Origin of the sequence: Comamonas sp. SY3 (assembly GCF_041730275.1) — a bacterium.
Classification (GTDB): domain Bacteria; phylum Pseudomonadota; class Gammaproteobacteria; order Burkholderiales; family Burkholderiaceae_C; genus Comamonas; species Comamonas sediminis.
In genome coordinates, this window is record NZ_JBGTYN010000006.1 from 244444 (window position 1) to 269312 (window position 24869).

The 24869-nt window shown below is 63.3% G+C and carries 20 protein-coding genes; 8 read left to right on the top strand and 12 right to left on the bottom strand.

Features of this window, described 5'->3' with window-relative positions; genetic code table 11:
* Positions 1–230 precede the first annotated feature (230 nt).
* The 3 genes from ACCQ08_RS10820 to ACCQ08_RS10830 all read right to left on the bottom strand — a co-directional run bounded on the left by ACCQ08_RS10820 (position 231) and on the right by ACCQ08_RS10830 (position 2749).
* Positions 231–1019 (bottom strand): amino acid ABC transporter ATP-binding protein, encoded by a 789-nt coding sequence (locus ACCQ08_RS10820; RefSeq protein WP_305852709.1) that lies wholly within the window; start codon positions 1017–1019, stop codon positions 231–233.
* Positions 1020–1073: 54 nt separating this feature from the next.
* Positions 1074–1727 (bottom strand): amino acid ABC transporter permease, encoded by a 654-nt coding sequence (locus ACCQ08_RS10825; protein WP_239810757.1) that lies wholly within the window; start codon positions 1725–1727, stop codon positions 1074–1076.
* 209 nt (positions 1728–1936) lie between these two features.
* On the bottom strand, positions 1937–2749 hold the full coding sequence (locus ACCQ08_RS10830) for an amino acid ABC transporter substrate-binding protein (RefSeq protein WP_239810756.1): 813 nt from the start codon (positions 2747–2749) through the stop codon (positions 1937–1939).
* A gap of 257 nt (positions 2750–3006) precedes the next feature.
* Here ACCQ08_RS10830 and ACCQ08_RS10835 point away from each other — a divergent pair, with 257 nt between their 5' ends.
* From ACCQ08_RS10835 to ACCQ08_RS10845, 3 genes are read left to right on the top strand one after another with little or no spacing between them, the layout of a single operon-like run.
* Complete coding sequence (locus ACCQ08_RS10835; protein ID WP_373449770.1) at positions 3007–3444, top strand: DUF3293 domain-containing protein; 438 nt, start codon at positions 3007–3009, stop codon at positions 3442–3444.
* Between the two features lie 30 nt (positions 3445–3474).
* Positions 3475–3774 (top strand): putative quinol monooxygenase, encoded by a 300-nt coding sequence (locus ACCQ08_RS10840; protein WP_239810754.1) that lies wholly within the window; start codon positions 3475–3477, stop codon positions 3772–3774.
* Between the two features lie 58 nt (positions 3775–3832).
* Positions 3833–4465, top strand: coding sequence for a LysE family translocator (locus tag ACCQ08_RS10845; RefSeq protein ID WP_373449771.1), 633 nt, complete (start codon positions 3833–3835; stop codon positions 4463–4465).
* 63 nt (positions 4466–4528) lie between these two features.
* Here the strand turns inward: ACCQ08_RS10845 and fghA are convergent, their stop codons facing one another.
* The 7 genes from fghA to ACCQ08_RS10880 form a co-directional block, all read right to left on the bottom strand.
* Entirely contained in the window at positions 4529–5395 is an 867-nt protein-coding gene (fghA, locus tag ACCQ08_RS10850) for an S-formylglutathione hydrolase (protein ID WP_369460422.1), read from the bottom strand.
* Positions 5388–6689, bottom strand: coding sequence for a DEAD/DEAH box helicase (locus tag ACCQ08_RS10855; protein ID WP_373449772.1), 1302 nt, complete (start codon positions 6687–6689; stop codon positions 5388–5390). The genes fghA and ACCQ08_RS10855 overlap by 8 nt, the downstream gene beginning before the upstream one ends.
* Positions 6690–6834: 145 nt before the next feature.
* Complete coding sequence (locus ACCQ08_RS10860) at positions 6835–7950, bottom strand: S-(hydroxymethyl)glutathione dehydrogenase/class III alcohol dehydrogenase (protein ID WP_313331517.1); 1116 nt, start codon at positions 7948–7950, stop codon at positions 6835–6837.
* Between the two features lie 58 nt (positions 7951–8008).
* Positions 8009–8275 (bottom strand): metal/formaldehyde-sensitive transcriptional repressor, encoded by a 267-nt coding sequence (locus ACCQ08_RS10865; protein WP_182343504.1) that lies wholly within the window; start codon positions 8273–8275, stop codon positions 8009–8011.
* 216 nt (positions 8276–8491) lie between these two features.
* Positions 8492–9967, bottom strand: a complete 1476-nt coding sequence (locus ACCQ08_RS10870; RefSeq protein WP_312416576.1) for a glutamate synthase subunit beta — start codon at positions 9965–9967, stop codon at positions 8492–8494.
* 104 nt (positions 9968–10071) lie between these two features.
* Entirely contained in the window at positions 10072–14853 is a 4782-nt protein-coding gene (locus ACCQ08_RS10875; protein WP_373449773.1) for a glutamate synthase-related protein, read from the bottom strand.
* A 178-nt stretch (positions 14854–15031) separates the two neighbouring features.
* Positions 15032–15733: a transposase gene (locus ACCQ08_RS10880; protein ID WP_373449791.1), complete on the bottom strand. Its 702-nt coding sequence runs from the start codon at positions 15731–15733 to the stop codon at positions 15032–15034.
* Between the two features lie 274 nt (positions 15734–16007).
* Between ACCQ08_RS10880 and ACCQ08_RS10885 the strand changes: the two genes are divergently transcribed.
* Positions 16008–17411 carry a hypothetical protein gene (locus ACCQ08_RS10885; protein WP_373449774.1) on the top strand — a complete coding sequence of 468 codons (1404 nt, stop codon included), beginning with the start codon at positions 16008–16010 and terminating at the stop codon, positions 17409–17411.
* An 80-nt stretch (positions 17412–17491) separates the two neighbouring features.
* On the opposite strand, the gene ACCQ08_RS10890 is transcribed toward ACCQ08_RS10885, so the two are convergent.
* Together ACCQ08_RS10890 and ACCQ08_RS10895 are read right to left on the bottom strand one after the other, a co-directional pair.
* On the bottom strand, positions 17492–19594 hold the full coding sequence (locus tag ACCQ08_RS10890) for a TonB-dependent receptor (RefSeq protein WP_373449775.1): 2103 nt from the start codon (positions 19592–19594) through the stop codon (positions 17492–17494).
* Positions 19595–19982: 388 nt separating this feature from the next.
* Positions 19983–20804, bottom strand: coding sequence for an IclR family transcriptional regulator C-terminal domain-containing protein (locus ACCQ08_RS10895; RefSeq protein ID WP_239810744.1), 822 nt, complete (start codon positions 20802–20804; stop codon positions 19983–19985).
* Between the two features lie 469 nt (positions 20805–21273).
* Here ACCQ08_RS10895 and ACCQ08_RS10900 point away from each other — a divergent pair, with 469 nt between their 5' ends.
* From ACCQ08_RS10900 to pcaD, 4 genes are all read left to right on the top strand, one after another.
* On the top strand, positions 21274–21975 hold the full coding sequence (locus ACCQ08_RS10900; protein ID WP_021026103.1) for a 3-oxoacid CoA-transferase subunit A: 702 nt from the start codon (positions 21274–21276) through the stop codon (positions 21973–21975).
* A gap of 16 nt (positions 21976–21991) precedes the next feature.
* The gene (locus ACCQ08_RS10905) at positions 21992–22633 is read left to right on the top strand and encodes a 3-oxoacid CoA-transferase subunit B (RefSeq protein WP_239810742.1); all 642 of its coding nucleotides are present in this window, start codon (positions 21992–21994) and stop codon (positions 22631–22633) included.
* Between the two features lie 37 nt (positions 22634–22670).
* A complete protein-coding gene (pcaF, locus tag ACCQ08_RS10910; RefSeq protein WP_312833751.1) occupies positions 22671–23873 on the top strand; it encodes a 3-oxoadipyl-CoA thiolase in 1203 nt (400 codons plus the stop codon).
* A gap of 158 nt (positions 23874–24031) precedes the next feature.
* The gene (gene pcaD, locus ACCQ08_RS10915; RefSeq protein WP_133856900.1) at positions 24032–24829 is read left to right on the top strand and encodes a 3-oxoadipate enol-lactonase; all 798 of its coding nucleotides are present in this window, start codon (positions 24032–24034) and stop codon (positions 24827–24829) included.
* The last annotated feature ends 40 nt before the right edge of the window (positions 24830–24869 follow it).

The window sequence follows — 24869 nt, forward strand, 5'->3', positions numbered from 1 at the left end:
GCAGGGCTCTTTTTTGTAGTCAGTTGCCGCAGCGCAGGAGAGCGGCTTACGGCTTGTAACAAACATTCATGAATGTATTTAAATCGTCCGATCGTAACCCGGACTGCCTAAGCCCCGCAAGGCCGCAGGCTATTGTTGCGGCCTGTGCCATCAAGCCAGCCTTCAGCATCGCACAGAAGGCGTTGACGCGGCTTGCCTGCAGCGTCAACAACGGTGAGAAGCGCCCGTAATTAGAGCATATTGTCCAGAAAGGAACGAATGCGCGGATGGCTGCAGTCTTCGAAAAATGCCCGCGCCGGCTTGGCCTCGATCAGCGCGCCCTGGTCCATGAAAACAACGGTTTGGGCCACCTCACGGGCAAAGCCCATTTCGTGCGTGACGACCAGCATGGTCATGTGCTCCTCGGCCAGCTGGCGCATCGTGCGCAGCACTTCGCCCGTCAGCTCCGGATCGAGCGCCGAGGTGGGCTCGTCAAACAGCATGATGTCGGGCTCCATCGCCAGCGCCCGGGCAATGGCCACGCGCTGCTTTTGGCCGCCCGACAGGCGCGCCGGATACGCATCGGCCTTCTCCAGCAGGCCCACCTTGCGCAGCAGCTCCTGGGCCTTGGGCATGATCTGCTCGCGCGTCAGGCCCTTGACGACCATCGGTGCCTCGGTGATGTTGTCAATCACCGACAGATGCGGGAACAGGTTGAAGCCCTGGAACACCATGCCCATGCGGCGCAGAATCGCTCGCATCTGGGCCTCCGGTGCGTACTGGGCATGGCCTTGCGCATCGGTGCTGACGAGGGTCTGGCCCTCGACCACCACCGCGCCCGAATCGATCACTTCAAGGTGGTTCAAGCAGCGCAAAAAGGTGCTCTTGCCCGAGCCCGATGGCCCGATCACCGCCATCACCTCACCCTTGTGGATATCCAGCGAGACACCCTTGAGCACCTCGTTGCCATTGAAGGCCTTGCGGATGTCGCGCGCCTGCACCATTACCGGGGTGCCCATGTCATTGCCTGTCATTGCCATTCTCCTGCGCTGTTCGCTGCTACTGCTTCGTGCCGATTCATCGTTACGCACTGTTTAGGCGTCATACCTGGCATAGCGCTTTTCCAGGCGGTTGAAGCCCCAGGTCAACACCAGCGTCATCAGCAGGTAGAAGGCGGCCGCCACCACAAAGGGCGTGGTGGTGAAGTCGCGCTGCACAATGCCGCGCGCCGCGCGCAGCAGGTCGTTGAGAGCGAGCACATAGATCAGCGACGTGTCCTTGACCAGCGTGATGGTCTCGTTGCTGACCGGCGGCAGGATGGTGCGCACCATCTGGGGCAGCACAATGCGGCGCATGGTCTGGCTGTAGGACAGGCCCAGCACCTTGGCGCCTTCATACTGGCCCCGGTCCACGCTCTGGATACCGGCGCGGAAAATCTCCGCAAAATAGGCTGCGTAGTTGAGCGCGAATGCCACGACGGCCGACGGGAAGTCCGGCAGGCGCACGCCGATCACCGGCACAAAGGGTAACGCGAAGTAGATGAACAGCAGCTGCAGCATCAGCGGTGTGCCGCGCATCAGCCAGATATAGGCCTCGACAAAGCGCGCCAGCGCCTTGAAGCGCGAGATGCGCGCCAACGCCAAGGCCAGACCCAGCGGCACCGACAGCGCCAGGGTGATGAAGAACAGCTTGAGAGTCACCAGGGCGCCGTTTGACAGCGGCCCCAGCATTGAAATTACATAATCCATCGATGGCCTTCAGGGTGGCACCGGCTCCGCGGGCCTGGTTGCCACAGGCACGAGTGCCTTGGAACGCGTTGGCGCTCCCGGTCTGGCACTCCTGTCATAAAAATCCGTTCTGGCCGCCGGGTAGCGCCCAGCGCTGCGGCGGCCATGGGCCGTGCCCAAAAGCACAAGACCGGCACGCTGTGCCGGCCCGGTGCGAAGTCACCTGCAGATCAATGCTTGATCACGTCGGCGCCAAACCACTTCTTGGCGATTTCTTCGGCCTTGCCGTCCTTCTTCATCTCGGCCAGCACGTCGTTGATCTTGTTGCGCGTGGCTTCGTCGTCCTTGCGGAAGCCCACACCATAGTCCTCGGTGCCAAAGTCGTCGGCCAGCACCACGTAGTTGTCAGGCTTCTTGGAGACCAGGTAGCGGCCGACCACTTCATCCACCACCACGACATCCAGGCGGCCGGCTTCCACATCCATCAGCGCAGCGATGTTGTCGCCAAACAGCTTGGTTTCCTTGAATTGGGAGGACAGTTCCTTGTCCTTTTCCATCGCGGTCACGGCGCTGGAGCCTTCCTGGGCGCCAACGATCTTGCCAGCCATGTCGGCCTTGGTCTTGATCGGCGAGCCCGCCTTCACGATGATGATCTGCTTGTTGACCATGTAGGGGTCGGTGAAGAGGATCTTTTCCTTGCGCTCTTCCAGAATGGTCAGGCCATTCCACAGGGCGTCGACGCGCTTGCCCAGCAGCTCGGCCTCCTTGGCGTTCCAGTCGATTGGCTTGAATTCCACTTCGATGCCAGCGCGCTTGGCCGCTTCGCGGGCCATGTCGATGTCAAAACCCACGATTTCGTTCTTCTCGTCACGGAAACCCATCGGCGGGAAGTTGTCGTCCAGACCGACCACCAGCTTGGTCACCGCTGCAGCAACAGGCGCAGGCGCGGGTGCTTCAGCCGCAGGCTTGGGCGCATCATTCTTGCCGCAAGCGGTGAGCAAGGCAGTCAGCGCCAGGGTGGCAACGAAAGAACGTTTTTTCATGTGTCTCAACCAAAGAGAAAGACAAAGTAAGAGCACTTGACTTGATTTTTACAAGCATCAGAGTGCGGGCGAATCGCGTATTGTCTCCGATCACACGAATTTCGTGTCGCTTATGGGGAAAACTCCGCCGGCCTAGTCGGACGTCAGCAAGCCGCTACGATGGCTGCCCTGGTCGCCATACAGAGACCAGGGCATCTACATTTCACGGCCTTCTATACCGCGAGTGAATGATTTACAACACTGGCGTCCCCTCATTTATGACCACCCTCTCGCCCGAACTGCGCAAGGCCTTTGAAGAAACCCGGTACCACGTGCTGATCCAGGCTCCGTTCCTGCTGCAGGTGGGCCAGGCCCAGGCGGCGCTCGGCGCACTGTACCGGCAGCACCAGACCGATTGCAGCTGCTTCATCACCGCCTTCAACCCCATGGGTGAGCTGCTGGACAAGGACGAAAATATCGAACGCCATGCCCAGTTGGGCCGCGCGCTGGGCGCCGCCGGCTTGGCCGCGCTGCCTGCGGTCGCCCAGCATCCCGCCAATGGCTGGCCGGCTGAACCGGGCTTTCTGGTCATTGGCCTGGGCCGCGACGATGCCCAGCGCTGGGCGGCGCAGTGGGAGCAGCTGGCGGTGGTGTGGACCAGCGCCGACATGGTGCCCCAGCTGCTGGAAACCAATGTGCCTGGCTGGATGCGCTGACCCTAAAATGGCCCGCTGATAGGAGAAGCCATGCTGTTGATCGTTGGTACCGTTCGCCTGCCCGCCGCCAACCTGGAACGCGCGCTGCCCGCCATGCGGGCGATGGTGGAAGCCTCACGCGCCGAGGCAGGCTGCCTGGAATATGGCTATGCCCAGGATGTACTGGAGCCCGGGCTGATCCACGTCAAAGAGCTGTGGAGCGACCAGGCTGCGCTGGATGCGCATTTTGCGTCCAGCCATATCCAGGCCTGGCGCGCTGCATGGCCTGCGCTGGAGATAGGCGACCGCGCTCTGCGCGTCTATGATGTGGGAGCGCCACGCAGCACCTGATGCGCAGTCGGCGCCTCCTCTCCCGCCACCCTCTTGCACTGCGATTTGCGCCCGCCCCATGCCTGAACTCCACAACTGGCTCGCCTTTGGCCTCATTTCCCTGGGCATGGTCCTGACGCCCGGGCCCAATATGGTCTATCTGATCTCCCGCTCGATATGCCAGGGGCGCAGCGCAGGCTTGATCTCGCTGGGCGGTGTGGCGTTGGGCTTTGTCTTCTACATGCTGTGCGCGGCGCTTGGCATCACCGCGCTGGTGATGGCCATTCCCTACGCCTACGATGCACTGCGCATTGGCGGCGCGTTGTACCTGCTGTACCTGGCCTGGCAGGCGGTCAAGCCCGGCGGGCGCGCGCCGTTCGAGCTGCGCCAGTTGCCGCAGGACAGCCCGCGCAAGCTGTTTGCGATGGGTTTTCTAACCAACCTGCTCAACCCCAAGATTGCCGTGATGTACCTGTCGCTGCTGCCGCAGTTCATCGACCCGGCGCAAGGCAGCGTTTTTTCCCAGTCGATGGTGCTGGGTTTCACGCAGATCGTGGTCAGCGTCAGCGTGAATGCCGCCATCGCGATGCTGGCCGGCTCGATCGCCGGGTTTCTGGCCAGCCGCCCCCGCTGGGTGCAGGTGCAGCGCTGGTTGATGGGCACCGTGCTCGCAGGCCTGGCGCTGCGCATGCTGACCGAGGCGCGCAAATAAAACAGGCGCCACAGCCCGGGGTGGGCGGCAGCGCCTGGCAGAAATCCGCGTATCGGCTTCTGTCTACAGCTGGCTCACATGAAAGCGCAGGTGCTCGTCGATAAAGCTCTGGATGAAGTAATAGCCGTGGTCGTAGCCGCCATGGCGGCGCAACGTCAAAGGCTGGCCGATCTGCGCACAGGCAGCTTCAAAGGCTTCGGGCAGCAGCTGCTTTTCGAGCAGGAACTTGTCGGCCAGGCCCTGGTCGATGAGGATGCCGGCCGGGTAAGGCGGCTGCTTTTGCGCGGCCATCAAGGCGGTGGCATCGTGCTGCGCCCATTCGGCCTGGTTGTCGCCCAGATAGCCGGCAAAGGCTTTCTGGCCCCAAGGGCAGTTAATGGGGTTGGCAATCGGCGCAAAGGCCGAGACCGACTTGAACACGCCGGGATGGCGCAGCGCCAGGGTCAGCGCGCCATGGCCGCCCATGCTGTGGCCAAAGATGCCCAGGCGCTGCAGGTCGATTGGCAGCTTGGCGCCCAGCAGTGGCAGCAGGTCGTCGACGATGTAGCTTTCCATGCGCCAGTGCAGTGCCCAGGGCTTGGCCGTGGCATCCAGGTAGAAACCGGCACCCACGCCAAAATCCCAGCTCTGCGCTTCGCCAGGCAGGCCCGCGCCGCGCGGGCTGGTGTCGCAGGTGACCAGGGCCACGTTCAGCGAAGCCGCCAGGCGCTGCGCGCCGGCCTTGGTCATGAAAGTCTCTTCGGTACAGGTCAGGCCCGCCAGGTACAGCAGCGCCGGCACTTTCTCGCCCTCCACCGCCTTGGGCGGCAGAAACACCGAGAACTTCATCGCCAGGCCGATCTGGCTGGAGAAATGCTCATAAAAACGCTGGGCGCCGCCAAAGCAGGCATGGGCCGCCTGCAGCTTGAGGCTGGCTTGGGCATCAGACATCGGAATTTCCTTCGGTAGGGGCTTGCGGGGATGCGGCCTGGGCGGCCGCTGCACGCAGCTTGTCTTTCTTGCTCATGCGCTTGCCCTTGATGCCGCCATTGCCGGCATCTTCAGAGGGCGCATGCGCGGGCACGGCTTCGGTGACCGGGTACTGGTCCAGGCTCTGCAGCGCCACATCGAGCCCATTGCGCTTGGCAATCAGCTTCCAGTGCGCCAGGCTGGCGGGGGTCACCAGGCTGATGGCCAGGCCCGAGATACCGGCCCGGCCGGTACGGCCGATGCGGTGGGTGTAATCAGTGGGCGAGCGCGGCAGGTCGTAGTTGATGACCAGGGGCAGTGCCTCGACATGGATGCCGCGCGCGGCCAGATCGGTGGTCACCAGCACCTGCCACTGGCTGCTGCGGAACTCCTGCAGCACCTGCTGGCGTGCGCCCTGGCTCAGCTCGCCATGGAAGGCGGTGGCGCTTATGCCCTTGTCATAAAGCTTGTTGGCCACATGCTCGGCACTGTAGCGGCTGGCCACAAACACCAGCATGCGCTGGCCGGCGTACTGGGTCACCAGCTCGCGCAGCCAGGCGGTGCGCTTGGCGGCATCGAGGTAGTAGGCCTCCTGCACGATGGTGGCATCCTGCAGGTGGGTCGAGGCGATCTCCACCTTCTCATGCGTGGCACGCAGCAAGGTGGGCACCAGCGCCTGCACCGCTGGGGCAAAGGTGGCCGACAGCAGCAGGGTCTGGCGCTGCTCGCGCGGCGGCACCAGGGCCAGCACGCTTTGCAGTTCGTCGGCAAAGCCCAGGTCCATCAGCCGGTCGGCCTCGTCCAGCACCAGGGTGCTGATGGTGTCCAGCCGCAGCTTGCTATGCGCCACCACATCGAGCAAGCGCCCGGGCGTGGCAATCACCAGATCCACTCCGCCGCGCAAGGCCAGCAGCTGGGGGTTGATGGACACACCGCCGGTGAGCACGGCCACCTTGGGGCGGCGGCCCAGCGCCTCGCCGACAAAGTAGACCAGCTCGGCCACCTGGGTGGCCAACTCGCGGGTAGGCACCAGGATCAAGGCCTGCGTCTCATGGCGGCCCGCCTGGCCTGCTGCATCGCTGAGCATCCAGGCCTGCATCAAGGGCAGCACATAGGCCGCCGTCTTGCCCGAGCCGGTCGGCGCGCAGCCCAGCAGGTCACGCCCGTCCAGAATGGCCGGAATGGCTTGGGTCTGGATGGCCGTGGGTGCAATCAGGCCATGGGCCTGGGCAGCGTGGGCCAGCGACGGGGCAAGGCCAAGAGAGGTAAAAGACATGGATTTCAATGGTGCGGGCCGGCCCGCAGGGACAACAAGCCTCGCATTGTCGCCCCTGGCACCGCTGCCAGCGCTGCGCAGGACTATTGCGTCCCGTGCTGGCAGCGGAAGCTGGCCATCACGGACCAGCGGCCTTCAGCGATGCTCAGCTGGCGAAATTGACCACCGAGCGGATCGACTTGCCTTCATGCATCAGGTCGAAAGCCTCGTTGATCTTGGCCAGGCCCATGGTGTGGGTGACAAAGGGCTCGAGCTTAATCTTGCCGGCCATCGCGTCTTCCACCATGCCGGGCAGCTCGCTGCGACCCTTGACGCCGCCAAAGGCGGTGCCCAGCCATTTGCGGCCAGTCACCAGCTGGAAAGGACGGGTGGAGATCTCCTGGCCCGCGCCCGCGACGCCGATGATCACACTCTGGCCCCAGCCACGGTGCGCGCATTCCAGCGCCGCACGCATCACCTGGGTGCTGCCGATGCATTCAAAGCTGTGGTCCACGCCCCAGCCGGTCATCTCGACGATCACCTGCTGGATCGGCTTGTCGAAGTCCTTGGGGTTGATGCAGTCGGTCGCGCCAAAGGTCTTGGCCAGCTCGAACTTGCCGGGGTTGGTATCGATGGCAATGATGCGGCCGGCCTTGGCCAGCTGCGCGCCCTGGATCACCGCCAGGCCGATGCCGCCCAGACCGAACACGGCCACGGTATCGCCCTCTTGCACCTTGGCGGTGTTCTTGACGGCACCCAGGCCGGTGGTCACGCCGCAGCCCAGCAGGCAGACCTGTTCGGGGTTGGCATCGGGGTTGACCTTGGCCAGCGACACGGCGGCCACCACGGTGTATTCGGAGAAGGTGGAGCAGCCCATGTAGTGGTAGATCGGCTCGCCGTTGTAGCTGAAGCGCGTGGTGCCGTCGGGCATCACACCCTTGCCCTGGGTGGCACGCACCGCCACGCAGAGGTTGGTTTTGCCGCTCTTGCAGAACAGGCATTCGCCGCACTCGGCCGTGTACAGCGGGATCACATGGTCGCCCGGCTGGACGCTGGTGACGCCCTCGCCCACTTCCACCACAATGCCGGCGCCTTCATGGCCCAGCACCGCCGGGAAGATGCCTTCCGGGTCATCACCGCTCAAGGTGAAGGCATCCGTGTGGCACACGCCCGTGTGGGTGATCTTGACCAGCACTTCGCCCTTCTGGGGTGGCGCGACGTCGATCTCGACAATCTGCAAAGGCTCTCCGGCTTTGAAGGCAACAGCGGCGCGGGATTTCATGGGGGACTCCTTGGGTCAAAAACGGGGGAAACAGTCAGGCGCGGATATGACCACACGCCTATTTGAGGTACGAGCGCAGCAGCGACAGCATTTCGTCAATGTCCGCCTGCGACGGCGCGGGCTGCCGGGCCATGGTCTCGCGCATATGGCCATCGAGCAAGTCGGCCATCAGCCCATGCACGGCACCGCGCATCGCTGCCAGCTGCTGCAGGATCGGCGCGCAATCACTGCCCGCCTCCACCGCCCGCTCCAAGGCCTCCGCCTGGCCTTTGATGCGGCGCAGGCGGGTGATGGCGCGGTGCTTGTCTTCGGCGTTATGGGGCATGGCAGGCGGTGTTCGCAACGGCGCAAAAGCACGCCAAATACAGGTACTGGGCCACAGTATAAATGCAATTGATAAAAATTACATATGAAAAATAGATGAAAACCCGAGGTACCCCCAGGGGGTATGCTGGGTATCTCGGATGCTCTCAGGCCGAGCGGGCACAAAAAAAGACCGCAGCCTCGGCTGCGGTCTTGGGTCGGTGAGTGGCTACCGGTTTTAGCGCGGCAGATCGCTCCAGCCCATCAGGTACTCGTCGACGGCGCGCGCGGCCTGGCGGCCTTCGCGGATGGCCCAGACCACCAGCGACTGGCCACGGCGCATGTCGCCAGCGGCAAACACCTTGTCCACATTGGTGGCGTAGCCACCGGTGAAGTCGGTGGTGGCACGGGCGTTGCCACGGGCATCCTTGTCGACGCCAAAGGCTTCCAGCACGGGGGAGACGGGGTTCACAAAACCCATGGCCAGCAGCACCAGGTCGGCAGGCCATTCCTTTTCGGTGCCCTTGACTTCACTCAGCTTGCCGTCCTTGAACTCGACCTGCACGGTGGTCAGGCTCTTGACCTTGCCCTTGTCGCCGTTGAAGGTCTTGGTCGAGATCGCGAACTCACGCACGGCGCCTTCTTCGTGGCTGGAGCTGGTGCGCAGCTTGATCGGCCAGTAAGGCCAGACCAGCGGCTTGTTTTCCTCTTCGGGCGGCATGGGCATCACCTCGAACTGGGTGACGCTTTTGGCGCCGTGGCGGTTGCTGGTGCCCACGCAGTCGCTGCCAGTGTCGCCACCGCCGATGACGATGACGTCCTTGCCATCCGCACGGATCTGGCCCTTGAGCTTGTCGCCGGCATTGATCTTGTTTTGCTGGGGCAGGAACTCCATCGCGTAGTGCACGCCGTCCAGGTCGCGGCCGGGCACCGGCAGATCGCGCGACTGCTCGGAGCCGCCGGTCAGCAGCACCGCGTCGAACTCCGCCTTGAGCTGCTCGGGCGAGACCGTTTCCTTGGCCCAGTTGGTGACCTTGCTGTCCTTGCCCAGCCCGTCCTTGCCAGCCACCAGCACGCCGGTGCGGATGGTCACGCCTTCGGCCTGCAGCTGAGCGGCACGGCGGTCGATGTGGACCTTGTCGAGCTTGAAGTCAGGGATGCCGTAGCGCAGCAGACCGCCGATGCGGTCGTTCTTTTCGAACAATGTCACCGCATGGCCCGCACGGGCCAATTGCTGGGCTGCCGCCATGCCGGCAGGGCCGGAGCCGACCACCGCTACCTTCTTGCCCGTCTGGAGCTTGGGAGGACGCGCCTGCACCCAGCCCTCTTCCCAGGCACGGTCGATGATGGCATGTTCGATGGACTTGATGCCCACCGGATCGCTGTTGATGTTCAGCACGCAGGCCGCTTCGCAAGGCGCGGGGCAGATGCGGCCCGTGAACTCGGGGAAGTTGTTGGTCGAATCCAGCACATGAAAGGCTGCCGCCCAATCGGCGCGGTACACCAGATCGTTGAAATCCGGAATGATGTTGTTGACCGGGCAACCGCTGTTGCAGAACGGCGTGCCGCAGTCCATGCAGCGGGCGCCTTGCTGCTTGGCCTGCTGCGAGTTCAGGCCAACAACAAATTCCTTGTAGTGCTTGAGGCGGTCCTCAACGGGGGCATAGCCCTCGTCGATACGCGCATATTCCATAAAGCCTGTGACTTTTCCCATGATCGGATCTCTTGCTTGGCTGCTGCCCGCGCCGCGTTGGCGAGGACAGCAATCGTGGTCATTAATAAGGGTCGGGGTGCTTGGCGGCAGGGCCGCCAGCGGCCTCACTTCGCGGCGGCGTCCACGCTCTTCTTGGCCGAGGTCTTGGCCTTGGCGACTTGCGCCTTGGCTTCGGCGCGGGCGTGGATCTCACCCAGCGCGCGCTTGTACTCGGTCGGGAACACCTTGACGAACTTGCTGCGCACCTCCGCCCAGTTGTCCAGCAGGTCACGGGCACGCTTGCTGCCCGTCCAGCGCAGGTGGTCCGCAAGCAGGCGCTTGAGCTGTGCTTCGTCCGTCTGGCCGTTGTGCCAGATGCCCTTGTCGATGCTGGCCTCTTGCTCGGACTGGCTCAGCACCTTGTCCAACGTGACCATCGTGGTGTTGCAGCGGCTGGCGAACTGGCCGTCCTCGTCATAGACGTAGGCCACACCGCCACTCATGCCGGCTGCAAAGTTGCGCCCGGTCTTGCCAAGCACCAGCACGGTACCGCCGGTCATGTATTCGCAACCATGGTCACCGGTGCCCTCGACCACCGCCGTGGCGCCCGACAGGCGCACTGCAAAGCGCTCGCCGGCCACGCCGCTCAAGAAGGCCTCACCGGTGGTCGCGCCGTACATCACGGTGTTGCCCACGATGATGTTCTTGTGCGCTTCGCCACGGAAATCCAGGCTCGGGCGCACCACCACGCGGCCGCCGGACAGGCCCTTGCCGGTGTAGTCGTTCGCGTCACCGACCAGGTACAGGGTGATGCCGTTGCACAGGAAGGCGCCAAACGACTGGCCACCGGTGCCCTCGACACGGATGTGGATGGTGTCGTCAGGCAGGCCTTCGGGATGCACCTTGGTCACTGCGCCCGAGAGCATCGCGCCCACGGTGCGGTTCACATTGCGCACGGTCTCCAGGATCTTGACCCGCTCGCCCTTGTCAATGGCGGGGCGCGACTTCTCGATCAGGATGTTGTCGAAAGCCTTTTCCAGACCATGGTCCTGGTTCTGCGTGTGGTACAGCGGCACATCGCCCGCCACTTCGGCACGGGCCAGCAGGCGGCCAAAGTCCAGGCCCTTGGCCTTCCAGTGGGTGATACCGGCCTTCATGTCCAGCAGGTCGGCACGGCCCACCAGGTCGTCGAACTTGGAGATACCCAGCTGGGCCATGATCTGGCGCGCTTCTTCGGCGATGAAGAAGAAGAAGTTCACCACATGCTCGGGCTTGCCGCTGAATTTCTTGCGCAGCTCGGGGTCTTGCGTGGCCACACCCACCGGACAGGTGTTGAGGTGGCACTTGCGCATCATGATGCAGCCCTCGACCACCAGCGGCGCGGTGGCAAAGCCGAACTCATCGGCACCCAGCAGCGCACCGATCACCACGTCGCGGCCGGTCTTCATCTGGCCGTCTGCCTGCACACGGATACGGCTGCGCAGGCCGTTGAGCACCAGGGTCTGCTGGGTTTCGGCCAGGCCGATTTCCCATGGCGAGCCCGCATGCTTGATCGACGACCACGGCGATGCGCCCGTGCCGCCGTCATGGCCGGCGATCACCACGTGGTCGGCCTTGCACTTGGCCACGCCGGCGGCAATCGTGCCGACACCGACTTCGGACACCAGCTTGACGCTGATCGACGAATGCGTGGCGACGTTCTTCAGGTCGTGGATCAGCTGGGCCAGGTCCTCGATCGAGTAGATGTCGTGGTGCGGCGGGGGCGAGATCAGGCCCACGCCGGGCACCGAGTAGCGCTGCTTGCCGATGTATTCGGTCACCTTGCCGCCTGGCAGCTGGCCGCCTTCACCGGGCTTGGCGCCCTGCGCCATCTTGATCTGGATCTGGTCCGCAGAGGCCAGGTACTCGGCCGTCACACCAAAGCGGCCCGATGCCACTTGCTTGATGCGCGAGCGCAGGCTGTCGCCGTCTCGCAGCACGTAGTCCGATTCGATCTGGTCCTTGCCGATGATCGACGCCAGCGACTCGCCCTGCTTGATCGGGATGCCCTTGAGCTCGTTGCGGTAACGGGCGGGGTCTTCACCGCCCTCACCGGTGTTGCTCTTGCCGCCGATGCGGTTCATCGCCACGGCCAGGGTCACATGGGCTTCGGTGCTGATCGAGCCCAGCGACATGGCGCCGGTCGCAAAGCGCTTGACGATCTCGGCCGCCGATTCGACCTGCTCGACCGGGATGGCCTTGGCAGGGTCGATCTTGAACTCGAACAGGCCGCGCAAGGTCATGTGGCGCTTGCTCTGGTCGTTGATCAGCTGCGCATATTCCTTGTAGGTGTTGAAGCTGTTGGCGCGGGTCGAGTGCTGCAGCTTGGCAATCGCATCGGGGCTCCACATGTGCTCTTCACCACGGGCACGCCATGCGTATTCGCCACCGGTGTCCAGCATGGTGGCCAGCACCGGGTCGTTGCCAAAGGCAGCCTTGTGGCGGCGGATGGCTTCTTCGCCAATTTCGAACACGCCCAGGCCTTCAACACGGCTGGACGTGCCGGTGAAGTACTTGTCGATGGTTTCGCTGTTGATGCCGACCGCTTCGAACAGCTGCGCACCGCAGTAGGACATGTAGGTGGACACACCCATCTTCGACATGATTTTGGACAGACCCTTGCCGATGGCCTTGATGTAGTTGTAGATCGCCTTGTCTGCCGACAGATCGCCAGGCAGGTGCTTGTGGATCGAGGTGATCGTCTCCAGCGCCAGGTAGGGGTGCACGGCTTCGGCACCGTAGCCGGCCAGCACGCCGAAGTGGTGCACTTCGCGGGCGGTGCCGGTCTCCACCACCAGACCGCAGGCCGTACGCAGGCCTTCACGGATCAGGTGCTGGTGGATGGCAGACAGCGCCAGCAGTGCCTGGATGGCCACGCGGTCCTTGCTGACACCCTTGTCGCTGATGATCAGGATGTTGTTGCCGGTCTTGATCGCATCAACGGCTTGTGCGCACAGCGACGCCAGGCGCGCTTCCACGCCTTCACTGCCCCATTCCAGCGGGTAGGTGATGTCGAGCACGGCCGAGCTGAACTTGCCAGCGGTGTGCGAGCGGATGTTGCGCAGCTTCACCATGTCGCTGAAGTCCAGCACCGGCTGGGTCACTTCCAGACGCAGCGGCGGGTTGACCTGGTTGATATCCAGCAGGTTGGGCTTGGGGCCGATGAAGGACACCAGGCTCATCACAATCGCTTCACGGATCGGATCGATCGGCGGGTTGGTCACCTGCGCGAACATCTGGCGGAAGTAGTTGTACAGCGGCTTGTTCTTGTCGGACAGCACGGCCAGCGGGCTGTCATTGCCCATCGAGCCAATGCCCTCTTCGCCGTTCGCAGCCATCGGGCTCATCAGGAACTTGATGTCTTCCTGGGTGTAGCCAAAGGCCTGCTGCAGGTCCAGCAGCTCCGGGGACTTCTGCTCCTCGGCAATCGCACCGAACTCTTGCGAGGCCTTGGCCTGCTGGTCGATCTGCGACTCTCCGGCCACGGGCTTGACCACGTCATCCAGGCGGATGCGCAGGTCTTCAATCCAGCGCATGTAAGGCTTGGCATTGGTCAGCGAGGACTTGACTTCTTCGTCGTCGATCAGACGGCCCTGGTCCAGATCGATCAGGAACATCTTGCCGGGCTGCAGGCGCCACTTGCGCACGATCTTGTGCTCGGGCACGGGCAGCACGCCCGATTCGGATCCCATGATGACGAAGTCATCGTCGGTCACGCAGTAACGGGCCGGACGCAGGCCGTTGCGGTCCAGGGTGGCGCCGATCTGGCGGCCATCGGTGAACACGATCGACGCGGGGCCATCCCAGGGCTCGATCATCGCGGCATGGTATTCGTAGAAAGCGCGGCGGCGCGAATCCATCGTCGCGTGCTGCTCCCAAGGCTCGGGGATCATCATCATCACCGCCTGGGCCAGCGGGTAGCCCGCCATGGTCAGCAGCTCCAGGCAGTTGTCGAAGGTGGCCGTGTCGGACTGGTGCGCAAAGCTGATCGGGTAGAGCTTTTGCAGATCGTTGCCCAGCACCGGCGAGCTCATCACGCCTTCGCGGGCGCGCATCCAGTTGTAGTTGCCCTTGACGGTGTTGATTTCACCGTTGTGCGCCACATAGCGGTAAGGGTGGGCCAGTGGCCATTCGGGGAAGGTGTTGGTCGAGAAGCGCTGGTGCACCAGGCCCAGCGCGGAGACGCAGCGCTCATCTTCCAGATCGCGGAAGTAGGTACCCACCTGGTCGGCCAGCAGCAGGCCCTTGTAGATCACGGTGCGGCTGCTCATGCTGGGCACGTAGTACTCTTTGCTGTACTTGAGCTGCAGGTTCTGGATCGCCGCGCTGGCAGTCTTGCGGATCACATACAGCTTGCGCTCCAGCGCATCCTGCACGATCACATCGGCGCCACGGCCGATGAACACCTGGCGGATGACCGGCTCTTTCTCGCGCACTGTAGGCGACATCGGCATCTCGCGGTTGACCGGCACATCGCGCCAGCCCAGCAGCACCTGGCCTTCGGCCTTGATGGCGCGCTCCAGCTCTTCCTCGCAAGCCAGACGCGATGCATGTTCCTTGGGCAGGAACACCATGCCCACGCCGTATTCACCAAACGGCGGCAGCTTGACGCCCTGGGCGGCCATCTCGTCGCGGTAGAGCGCGTCAGGCAGCTGGATCAGGATACCGGCGCCATCACCCATCAGCTTGTCGGCACCCACCGCACCCCGGTGGTCCAGGTTCTCCAGAATCTTCAGAGCCTGGGTCACGATGGCATGGCTCTTCTGGCCCTTGATGTGGGCCACAAAACCGACGCCGCAGGCATCGTGTTCCAGAGTCGGGTCATACAGACCCTGAGCTTGCATCTGCTCGCGTGCGGTAGCCGACATGGCGCAATCCTTCAAATAATCTATCGCGGGAAGGTCAATGTAGAGCAGCTGCCCATACCCGAGCAAATACTTTATTTAGGGTCAGATACCAATTATTTTCAAATGATTTTTCTCAACAATTAATTGGGGTCATATTTAAAATAGCCAAATAATCGTTGATATATATGAAATTTTTGCTTCATTCGCCGGAGGGAGCGGCCAAACGGGGACGGCCCGCACTCTTTTTGTGCAGCCTGCGCACCGTTTTGGACTGCAGGGATTGCACAAAGTCCTCGCTCCCCATCGCCCAGCCGCCCTGTACCGCAGCGGTCAGCGCACCTGACTCACGCTGCGACAGGCCATAGGCCAGCATCTGGGCATAGCGGGCCTCCCGCGCAAAGGGGGTGTTGCCCAAGGCCCAGAACGCCGCCGGATCGCGCAACCACGCCATTGGTTTTGCACCTAAATGGTGCGCACAGCTGGACCAGGGGTAGTCTTCCGCCTTGGCGACGAGGCCTGCGCGCTGCGGGTTGGAATCGATATAGATGATGCATTGCAGCAACGGCTCGGCCGGCTCGACCACCGTCGAGCGATAGCGCCCTTCCCACAAAGTACCGCTGCGCCCGTGGCGGGCATTGAAATAGCGCACATAGGCCCGGCCCAGCGCCTGCATCAACAGCGGCAGGCCCTGCTCGGTCTGGGGTGTGATCAACAGATGGAAGTGGTTGGGCATCAGCACAAAGGCATGCACTGCCACCAGGTGGGTCTGCGCCAGCTGGCGCAGCAAATCGCTGAAGTGCTGGAAATCCTCATCATCAGCAAAGACCGTCTGCCGGTTGTTGCCCCGGTGCAGCACATGGTGCGGCATGTCGGGAAGACTGAGTCGGGGAAGGCGGGCCATGGACGTAAGGGGCGAGGACAGCGGGTGGAGAGGCGGCACCATTATCAACGCTTCCCTGACAGCTAGCTTGCATGCCTCCTCGCTATGATCTAACGGCAACTATGACAATAACCCGGGAGATTAGATCACTATGCGCTTATCTTCTTTGATGGTGGCTAGCCTGCTGGCCTGCGGTGCCAATAGCTGGGCCGCACGCGATTTCACACCCCAAGCGGGCACCTGGATCGTCAGCAGCGAGCTGGATGGCAAACCTGGCCGTGGCCTGGCCATCGATGTGCAAGGCAACACCTTTTTCATGCAGGTGTTTGGCTACGAGAAAAATGGCGATGCCACTTTCTACACGGCCACCGGGCAACTGGACGGCAACAGCGTCACTGCCCCACTCGTCCGCTATACCGGCGGGCGCAGCTTTGGCAGCGCAGCGCGGGATGCCGTAGAAGACAGCTCACCCGGTGATGTGACGGTGTCCTTCAGCAATGGTTTGAAGGGTACGGTGCAGTTTCCCGGCGAAGCACCCGCGGCGATAGAGCGCTTTGCGATCAAAGAATTCACGCCGAGCATCAGCAATCCGCTCGCACAGGTGGGCCAACGCGTCCTGCGTCTGCTGATATTGGACAAGAATTTGCAGTTCAAGCAATATCGCAGCGCGACACTCCAGCGCAATAGCAAGGACCAGCTTGAGCTTGCTGAGTATGTGGACGGGAACGTACCCAGCTACATTTCGCCCTGTTCCGTGGATGCCGAGAAAGCGCAGATCCTGTGCAACTCTGCCACCAGCGGAAGCAATATCGAAAACCTGCGCTTTCAAGTCTCGGGGGGCCAGATTGCAGGCCAGGCCACGATGAAAGAGGCACCTGGGCAGGTGCTCCCCTTAATCGGGCAGAGTGATTCTGCAATGAACTTCGCCAACCAGCAGCGACAGCAGCAAAACTATTGGTCCATCGCGCTTCCCGGCTCAACCGTGACCGGCATTCCAACACGGCACACACACCAACTGATGCCCGTCAACGGCACCTGGATTGTGCAAGATGAGCTCACCGGCAAGCCCGGGCGCGGCCTGGCACTTGACGTGCAGAACTCCACCATGGTGCTGCAGGTCTTCAACTACGGCGCCAATGGCCCCCCCACCTTCCATATGGGCAGCGGCACCTACGACAGCGCTGGCCCAGATACCCTGGCATCGCGGGCCGAATTTGCGCTGAACCAGTATGCGGGTGGACGTAGCCTGGGCGGTGCGGCCCAGTCAGCACACCAGATTGCGGAAGCGGGCCCGGTGCGCATCGATTTGGCAGTCAACCGCGGGCAGCACACGCCCCACTTTTCACAGCAAGGTACCGTAACTTTCCCGGGAGAAGCGCCCAAGACCATCGTACGCATGCGACTGGACGATCCGGCTTCGCTGGCCGACAAGCTGTTTGGCGAATGGTACTCACTGCCCATGCAAACGCATCTGGTATTCAACCAAGAAAAGGATGGCGCGGTGCTGTCATCTGATGGCGCCATCCGTTGCGAACAGAAACACCCAGACAACCCTGACCGCATCACCTGCACCAAGACCGCTGGCGAGACCGTTGCCGGCACAGCTACTTTTGACTTGCCCCTTCTGAACCAGGGCAGCACCTGGATCCAGATCCGCGACCGCTTCGGCAACCTGCAAGGCCTGGGCAATATCGACTGAGCCTCTCACCGCAATACCAACTACGACAAAAGGCCATCCGCCCCTGGGCAGATGGCCTTTTTCCATACCCGCCTTGCAGCTTAGAAGCGGTAGCGCGCCACCAACTGCACCGAGCGCGGCGCGCCTGGCAGGTTCAGGTTGGGCGAGGAGCCGTGGCCGGCCACGATGTAGCGTTTGTCCAGGAGGTTGTTGAGCTTGAGCTGCAGGTCCACGTTGTTCAGGCGGTAGTAGGCCATGGCATCCAGGGTGACGTAGCCTGGCAGCACGACGGTGTTGCCAGGGTTGGCAAAACGCGCGCCGACATAGCTGATGCCGCCCCCGGCGCCAAAGCCATGGCCCAGGGCCTTGGTCACCCAGACATTGGCACTGTGCTTGGGCGTCAAGGTGGCGCGCTTGCCTTCCACGGGCTGGCCCGCATCGACAGCGGGCGACGAGGTCATCTCGCTCAACAGGTAGGCATAGCCTGACCAGATCTGCCAGCCCTGCGACAGGTCGCCGGCAAAGCTCAGCTCCAGGCCCCGGGTGCGCTGCACGCCCAGCGGCACCAAGGTGTTGCTGACGGGGTCCACGCTCTTGATGTTGGTGCGTTCGATCTCGAACAGCGCCGCATTGGCGCTCGCCTTGCCGTCGAGCAGATCCCACTTCACACCAACCTCGCGGCTGGTGGTTTTCTCAGGCGCCAGCTGGGCATTGTTGGCTGCCAGCGCAAAGGTCTCGCCCGAGGGCTGGAAGGACTTGCTGAACGACACGTAGTACGACAGCGCGTTGCTGGGCTGGTAGACCAGGCCGACGCGCGGACTCCATGCCACATCGGTGCGGCCCAGGTTGACGCTGCCTGGCGTGTAGTTGTCGGTTTCCTGGCGGAAGCGGTCATAGCGCACGCCAGCCAGCAGCTTCCATTCGGGGGCCAGGGTGACCATGTCCTGCACATAGGCGCTGGCCACGCTGAAGACGCTGTCGTTGTTGGCCGAAGGTGCAGCCGTCAGCATCGGCGAGACGACCGGCAGCACCGGGTTGAACAGCGACACCGTCCCCACATTGCTCTGGCTGATGCTCAGCAAGCCCTTGTTCTGGCGGCCCAGCTCCAGCCCGTACAGCACCTGGTGCTGCATGCCCGCCAGCTCCAGCTTCTGCGTCATCTCCAGCTGGTTGAAAAAGCCGTGCTCGTCGCGCTCCAGATGGCCGCGGTTGAGGGTCGCCGTCTGCGCCTTCTCGTTGACCGCGCCGACCAGGGTGTTGCTGCGGTCCAGGCTGTAGTCGTAGTAGCGCAGCACATTGCGCAGGCTCAGGCTGTCGTTGAAGCGGTGGCTCAGGGTGGCAGAGGCCGAGTACACCTCCGAGGTGCTCACATCGGTATCACGCGCATTGGCCGCACCATAGTAGGTGCGGGGCGGCACATTCACCGGGCGGCCCTGGAAGGCGGGAATACCAAAATCGGTGAGGCGGCTGTCCTTGAGGTAGTCGGCCTGCAGCAGCAGCTGCGTGTCCGCGCTGAACTTGAACTGTACCGACCCGGCCAGCGCCTTGCGGTCCAGAAACTGCTGGTCGCGGTAGCTGTCGGCGCGCTCGATGGCGCCGGTCAGGCGGTAGGAGACGATGCTGTCCTGCGGCGCACGCGCCAGGTCAAACTCGCCCCGGCGCTGGTTCCAGCTGCCCAGGGTCAGGCCCACTTCGCTGCGGTCGATGCCGGGCTTCTTGGTGATGCGGTTGATCAGACCGCCCGAAGACCCCCGGCCATACAGCACCGATGCCGGGCCCTTGAGCACTTCGACCTGCTCGACATTGGACAGGTCGCGGAAGTACAGCGCGTCATCGCGCACGCCATCGACGAACTGGTCCGCAATCGCCGTGAAGCCCCGGATCGTCACCTGGTCGCGCTGGCCATCGCCATGCGACAGGCCAATGCCGGGAACGGCCTTGAGCACGTCCTGCATCGACTGCACGGCCTGGTCGCGCATCAGCTGCTGGGGCACCACGTTGACGGTTTGCGGAATGTCGCGCAAAGGCGCTTCAATCTTGGTGGCGCTCTTGGCCGTGGGCGCTGCATAGCCCACGTCCGCCGCGGTATCTGCCTGCACGCGCACTTCCTGCAAGGTCGTCTCGGCCGGCGCTTGCTGCGCCGCTGCATAGCCCGCGCACAGCAGCGCCACTGCTGCCACCACAGGTTGGGTTTTGAAAGCCATTCCAGTTCCTTTTATTGCCTTGGTATGTGTTCGGTCTGGCTATACCGGATGGGAAATCCGCACTCTGGTTGGCTACCACCGTGAAAAAGCTCGCACATCTTAAAGAGGAAAATGGTTCTCATTTACATATCTTTAAGAATGGGATACACAGAGGCGACAAAGCCACAGCAGGCGGTTTCTTAAGACTTCTTCAGGTTTTCTTAAGAAATGGCTGAAACACAGTACGCAGGCAGGCTGTGCGCGATCGCAGCCCGTGCATGGCGCGGCGCAAGGCCATTGAATCCCGCCCTCAGGCAAGGGCTACCCGCTGAGTCAAGGCATACCCATGCCTGCGACCGCCACAGGCGCATAGAAACAATCAACAGGAATAAGGAGCCGCGCATGCGGCTTAGCGTGGCGCCAGCTTGCCGCCAATGCCCCGGCCCGCCTGGTAGCCCAACAGGCCCGAAACGCGCCCCGCCGCCTGCAACAGCTGGGGCAGCAGCTCGCCCTGCATGATCTCGGGCGTGGTGCGGTTCGCCTGGCCGCTGATATTCATGGCCGCCACCACCTGGCCGCTGGCATTGCGGATGGGGGCAGCGACCGAGGTGAGCCCCTCTTCGAGCTCCTGGTTGAGGAGGCACCAGCCCTGTGCACGCACCTGGGCCAGCTCGGCCAGCAGCTGCGCATCGTCCTGGAGGGTGAAGCGGGTGAACATCGTGCGGTCACGGCCCTCGAGCAAGGGCTGCAGCTCCTGGGGCGGAAGCTCGGCCAGCAGCACCCGGCCCAGCGAAGTCCAGAAACTGGGCAGGCGCGAGCCCATGCCCAGGTTGGTGCTCATGATCTTGTGCGTGTGCACGCGCAAAACGTAGACGACATCCTGGCCATCGAGCACGGCGATGGAGCAGGACTCATGGGTCTGCTCGACCAGCGCATCCATCACCGGCTGGGCCAGGTTCCAGACCGGCATCGACGACAGATAGGCAAAGCCCAGATCCAGGATGCGCGGCGTGAGCGCAAACAAACGGCCCTCCACCCGCACATAGCCCAGGGTCTGCAAGGTCAGCAGGATGCGGCGCGCGCCGGCACGCGTCATGCCGGTGGCCTCGGCCACTTCCGTCAAGGTCTGGCGCGGCGCGGCAGCGCCAAAGCTGCGGATGACCTCCAGCCCGCGCGCGAAGGACTGCACATAGCTGTCACTGGGGCGGAGGGTCGGGTCTTCTTCTTTCATAGGCCGCAATCGTGGTCGTTGGCGTGGAGCGGATCCCTGGCAATACAAAAGCAAATCGCAGGGACATCGGGTAGCGGATTATCCGGCAGTCTATAATTCTTTTAGCGAACTAATGTTCTATATACGAACATTTTTACCAAGAGCCTCTGGGAGGTTCTGCAAAACCCTCGCCAAGCGGGATGGACGCGGATCGGGATGAGATGCAAGGCGTCTTTTGCAGTCAATAGCCAGCTATTGACAAGAAAGACAACGCGGCAGATCGCCCGAGCCCGCGTGCAGACCACGGCAGGGAGTTTTGCAGAAACTCCCTAAGGGCCGCCGATCCTCTCAAATGCATTCCCAGGTCCGCGCAGGCAGCCTCGACATTGCATTTGTCGCACGCGGTACAGGCACTGCCCCAGCGCAGCGCGACCATGCCGCAGCGGGATCAGCAGCCTGTTGCGACCCGTGTTCAGAACCAGGAGACAAGATGATCAACAAGATTTCGGACTCGATTGCCGAGTCCCTCAGCCGCGTCCAGGATGGCTCGACCGTGCTCATCGGCGGCTTTGGCACCGCCGGCATTCCAGCGGCCCTGATTGACGGCCTGATCGCACAGGGTGCGCGGGATCTCACGGTGGTCAACAACAACGCCGGCAATGGCGACACCGGCCTGGCGGCCCTGCTCAAGACCGGTGCCGTGCGCAAGATCATTTGCAGCTTCCCGCGCCAGGTCGACAGCTATGTGTTTGACGAGCTCTACCGCAGCGGCAAGATCGAGCTCGAAGTGGTGCCGCAAGGCAACCTGGCCGAGCGCATGCGCGCGGCCGGCGCCGGCATCGGCGCCTTCTTCTGCCCCACAGCCTACGGCACCGAGCTGGCTGCCGGCAAGGAAACGCGCGAGATCAATGGCAAGCACTATGTGCTGGAGTACCCCATCTATGGCGATGTGGCGCTGATCAAGGCCGAGCAAGGCGACCGCTGGGGCAACCTCACCTACCGCAAATCGGCCCGCAACTTTGGCCCGGTAATGGCCACCGCGGCGAAGTACACCGTGGCCACTGTGCATGAGATTGTGGAGCTGGGCCAGCTCGACCCCGAAGCCGTGGTCACCCCTGGCATCTATGTCAATCAGGTCATCAAGATCGAGCGCGTTGCCACGCAAGCCGGTGGCTTCAAGAAAACAGCCTGAAGCAGGAGACAAGACCATGAGCAGCTACCAAAAACGCACGAAAGACGAACTGGCCGCCCGCGTGGCGCAGGACATCCATGACGGCGCCTACGTGAACCTGGGCATTGGCCAGCCGACGGCCGTGGCCAACCACATCCCCCAGGACCGCGAAGTGATCCTGCAGTCGGAAAACGGCATCCTGGGCATGGGCCCGGCGCCGGCCGCTGGTGAGGAAGACTATGACCTCACCAATGCCGGCAAGCAGCCCGTCACCTTGCTGGCAGGCGGCAGCTTCTTCCACCATGCCGACAGCTTTGCAATGATGCGCGGCGGTCACCTCGACATCTGTGTGCTCGGCGCATTCCAGGTGGCAGAGAACGGCGACCTGGCCAACTGGAGCACCGGCGAGGCCGGCGCCATTCCCGCCGTGGGCGGCGCGATGGACCTGGCCATCGGCGCCAAGCAGACCTGGGTGATGATGGACCTGCTGACCAAGAAGGGCGAGAGCAAGATCGTCAAGCAATGCAGCTATCCACTGACCGGCATTGGCTGCGTCAAGCGCATCTACACCGATGTGGCCACCATCGAGGTCACCGACCAGGGCCTCAAGCTCATCGACACCGTTGACGGTCTGGACAAGGCCGAACTCGAAAAAATGATTGGCCTGCGCCTGCTGTAAGCGCAGCGCCGATTTGTATTCATCCCAGGAGACCAACATGACCCATGCCTATATCTGCGACGCCGTGCGCACCCCCTTTGGCCGCTACGGCGGCGCGCTGGCCGGTGTGCGCACCGATGACCTGGGCGCCGTGCCCATCAAGGCGCTGATGGAGCGCAACCCCGGCGTGGACTGGACGGCCGTCACCGATGTGATCTACGGCTGTGCCAACCAGGCCGGCGAAGACAACCGCAATGTGGCCCGCATGTCCAGCCTGCTCGCGGGCCTGCCCATCGAGGTGCCTGGCGCCACGGTCAACCGCCTCTGCGGCTCGGGTCTGGATGCCGTGGGCTCCGCTGCCCGCGCCATCAAGTCGGGCGAAGCGCGCCTGATGATCGCCGGTGGTGTGGAATCGATGAGCCGCGCACCCTTTGTGATGCCCAAGGCCGAATCCGCCTTCAGCCGCAACAATGCCGTCTACGACACCACCATTGGCTGGCGCTTTGTCAACAAGCAGATGAAGGCGCTGTACGGCGTGGACTCCATGCCCGAGACGGCCGAGAACGTGGCCGACGACTTCAAGATCGAGCGTGACGCCCAGGACCGCATGGCCCTGGCCTCGCAGCAAAAGGCTGCAGCGGCCATCGCTGCCGGCCACCTGGCCCGCGAGATCGTGGCCGTGACCATTCCGCAGAAAAAGGGCGATGCGCTGGTGATCAGCCAGGACGAGCACCCCCGCGCCACCACGATCGAAGCGCTGGCCAAGCTCAAGGGCGTGGTGCGCGAAGGCGGTACCGTGACGGCCGGCAATGCCTCGGGTGTGAACGACGGTGCCTGCGCCTTGCTGCTGGCCAATGAAGAAGCTGCCCAGCAATACGGCCTGACCCCACGCGCCCGTGTGGTGGCCATGGCGACTGCCGGTGTGGCGCCGCGCATCATGGGCTTTGGCCCGGCACCTGCCGTGCGCAAGGTACTGGCGCTGGCCGGCCTGACCTTGGCCGACATCGATGTCATCGAGCTGAACGAAGCCTTTGCCGCCCAAGGTCTGGCCGTGCTGCGCGACCTGGGCATTGCGGATGATGACCAGCGCGTCAACCAATGGGGCGGCGCGATTGCGCTGGGCCACCCGCTGGGCGCATCGGGCGCACGCCTCGCTACCACCGCCGTCAACCAGCTGCATGCACTGGGCGGCCGCTACGCGCTGTGCACCATGTGCATCGGCGTGGGCCAGGGCATTGCCGTGATCCTCGAAAAAGTCTGACGTCCCACTGCGGCGGCAAGCGCAGGCCTGCTAGGGCCGCGCCTTGCACCGCATCCCCCGACACCCTCCCCCCAAACACCAGCGCTGCTGCCTCGGCCACCTTGGCGCAGCCTTGCCCGCGCAGCGATGCAGAGGCACTTTTTGAAGGACAGAACGCCATGGCAACACAACAAATCACCACTGCGACCGGCATGTTCAACATCGATCTGCAAGGCCCCGAGGGCGCGCCAGTGCTGGTTTTCTCCAACTCGCTGGGCACCACCCTGGATATGTGGGACGCCCAGGCCCGCACTTTCAGCAGCCAGTACCGCGTGCTGCGCTACGACACCCGTGGCCACGGCGCCAGCGTCGTGAGCCCTGGCCCCTACCAGTTCGCCCAACTGGGCGGCGATGTGCTGGCCATTCTGGACAGCCTGGGCATCGACCAGGCCCATTTCTGCGGCATCTCGATGGGCGGCCTCACCGGACTGTGGCTGGGCGTGCATGCCGGCGCACGCATGCGCAGCATCACCGTGGCCAACAGCGCCGCCAAGATTGGTGCCGAAGCAGGCTGGCGTGACCGCGCGGCCCTGGTGCGTGCCAATGGCGCAGCAGCCATGCAGACCCTGGCCGATTCATCGCCCAGCCGCTGGTTCACCGAAGGCTTTATCGCCAGCCAGCCCCAGGTGGTGCAGACCGCCCAGGCCTGGATTGCCGGCATTGCCCCCGAAGGCTATGCCAGCTGCTGCGAGGCCCTGGCCGTGGAAGACCTGCGCGCCGATATCGCCCGCATCCAGACCCCCACCTTGCTGATTGGCGGCAGCGCCGACCCGGTGACCACGGTGGCCGATGCCGAAGCGATGCATGCCGCCATCGCCGGCTCGGAGCTGGCGACGGTGCCGGCCTCGCACCTGTCCAACCTCGAAGTGCCCCAGGCCTTTGACCTGGCACTGGGCAGCTTTTTGCAGAAACACTGAGGCAAAGCCTCAAACCATGCAGACGGGCACCAAGAACAAC

Excerpts from the sequence above, each read along its gene's own strand:
- ACCQ08_RS10820 (WP_305852709.1), bottom strand. The coding sequence starts at position 1,019 with ATGGCAATGACAGGCAATGACATGGGCACCCCGGTAATGGTGCAGGCG.
- ACCQ08_RS10825 (WP_239810757.1), bottom strand. The coding sequence starts at position 1,727 with ATGGATTATGTAATTTCAATGCTGGGGCCGCTGTCAAACGGCGCCCTG.
- ACCQ08_RS10830 (WP_239810756.1), bottom strand. The coding sequence starts at position 2,749 with ATGAAAAAACGTTCTTTCGTTGCCACCCTGGCGCTGACTGCCTTGCTC.
- ACCQ08_RS10835 (WP_373449770.1), top strand. The coding sequence starts at position 3,007 with ATGACCACCCTCTCGCCCGAACTGCGCAAGGCCTTTGAAGAAACCCGG.
- ACCQ08_RS10840 (WP_239810754.1), top strand. The coding sequence starts at position 3,475 with ATGCTGTTGATCGTTGGTACCGTTCGCCTGCCCGCCGCCAACCTGGAA.
- ACCQ08_RS10845 (WP_373449771.1), top strand. The coding sequence starts at position 3,833 with ATGCCTGAACTCCACAACTGGCTCGCCTTTGGCCTCATTTCCCTGGGC.
- fghA (WP_369460422.1), bottom strand. The coding sequence starts at position 5,395 with ATGTCTGATGCCCAAGCCAGCCTCAAGCTGCAGGCGGCCCATGCCTGC.
- ACCQ08_RS10855 (WP_373449772.1), bottom strand. The coding sequence starts at position 6,689 with ATGTCTTTTACCTCTCTTGGCCTTGCCCCGTCGCTGGCCCACGCTGCC.
- ACCQ08_RS10860 (WP_313331517.1), bottom strand. The coding sequence starts at position 7,950 with ATGAAATCCCGCGCCGCTGTTGCCTTCAAAGCCGGAGAGCCTTTGCAG.
- ACCQ08_RS10865 (WP_182343504.1), bottom strand. The coding sequence starts at position 8,275 with ATGCCCCATAACGCCGAAGACAAGCACCGCGCCATCACCCGCCTGCGC.
- ACCQ08_RS10870 (WP_312416576.1), bottom strand. The coding sequence starts at position 9,967 with ATGGGAAAAGTCACAGGCTTTATGGAATATGCGCGTATCGACGAGGGC.
- ACCQ08_RS10875 (WP_373449773.1), bottom strand. The coding sequence starts at position 14,853 with ATGTCGGCTACCGCACGCGAGCAGATGCAAGCTCAGGGTCTGTATGAC.
- ACCQ08_RS10880 (WP_373449791.1), bottom strand. The coding sequence starts at position 15,733 with ATGGCCCGCCTTCCCCGACTCAGTCTTCCCGACATGCCGCACCATGTG.
- ACCQ08_RS10890 (WP_373449775.1), bottom strand. The coding sequence starts at position 19,594 with ATGGCTTTCAAAACCCAACCTGTGGTGGCAGCAGTGGCGCTGCTGTGC.
- ACCQ08_RS10895 (WP_239810744.1), bottom strand. The coding sequence starts at position 20,804 with ATGAAAGAAGAAGACCCGACCCTCCGCCCCAGTGACAGCTATGTGCAG.
- ACCQ08_RS10900 (WP_021026103.1), top strand. The coding sequence starts at position 21,274 with ATGATCAACAAGATTTCGGACTCGATTGCCGAGTCCCTCAGCCGCGTC.
- ACCQ08_RS10905 (WP_239810742.1), top strand. The coding sequence starts at position 21,992 with ATGAGCAGCTACCAAAAACGCACGAAAGACGAACTGGCCGCCCGCGTG.
- pcaF (WP_312833751.1), top strand. The coding sequence starts at position 22,671 with ATGACCCATGCCTATATCTGCGACGCCGTGCGCACCCCCTTTGGCCGC.
- pcaD (WP_133856900.1), top strand. The coding sequence starts at position 24,032 with ATGGCAACACAACAAATCACCACTGCGACCGGCATGTTCAACATCGAT.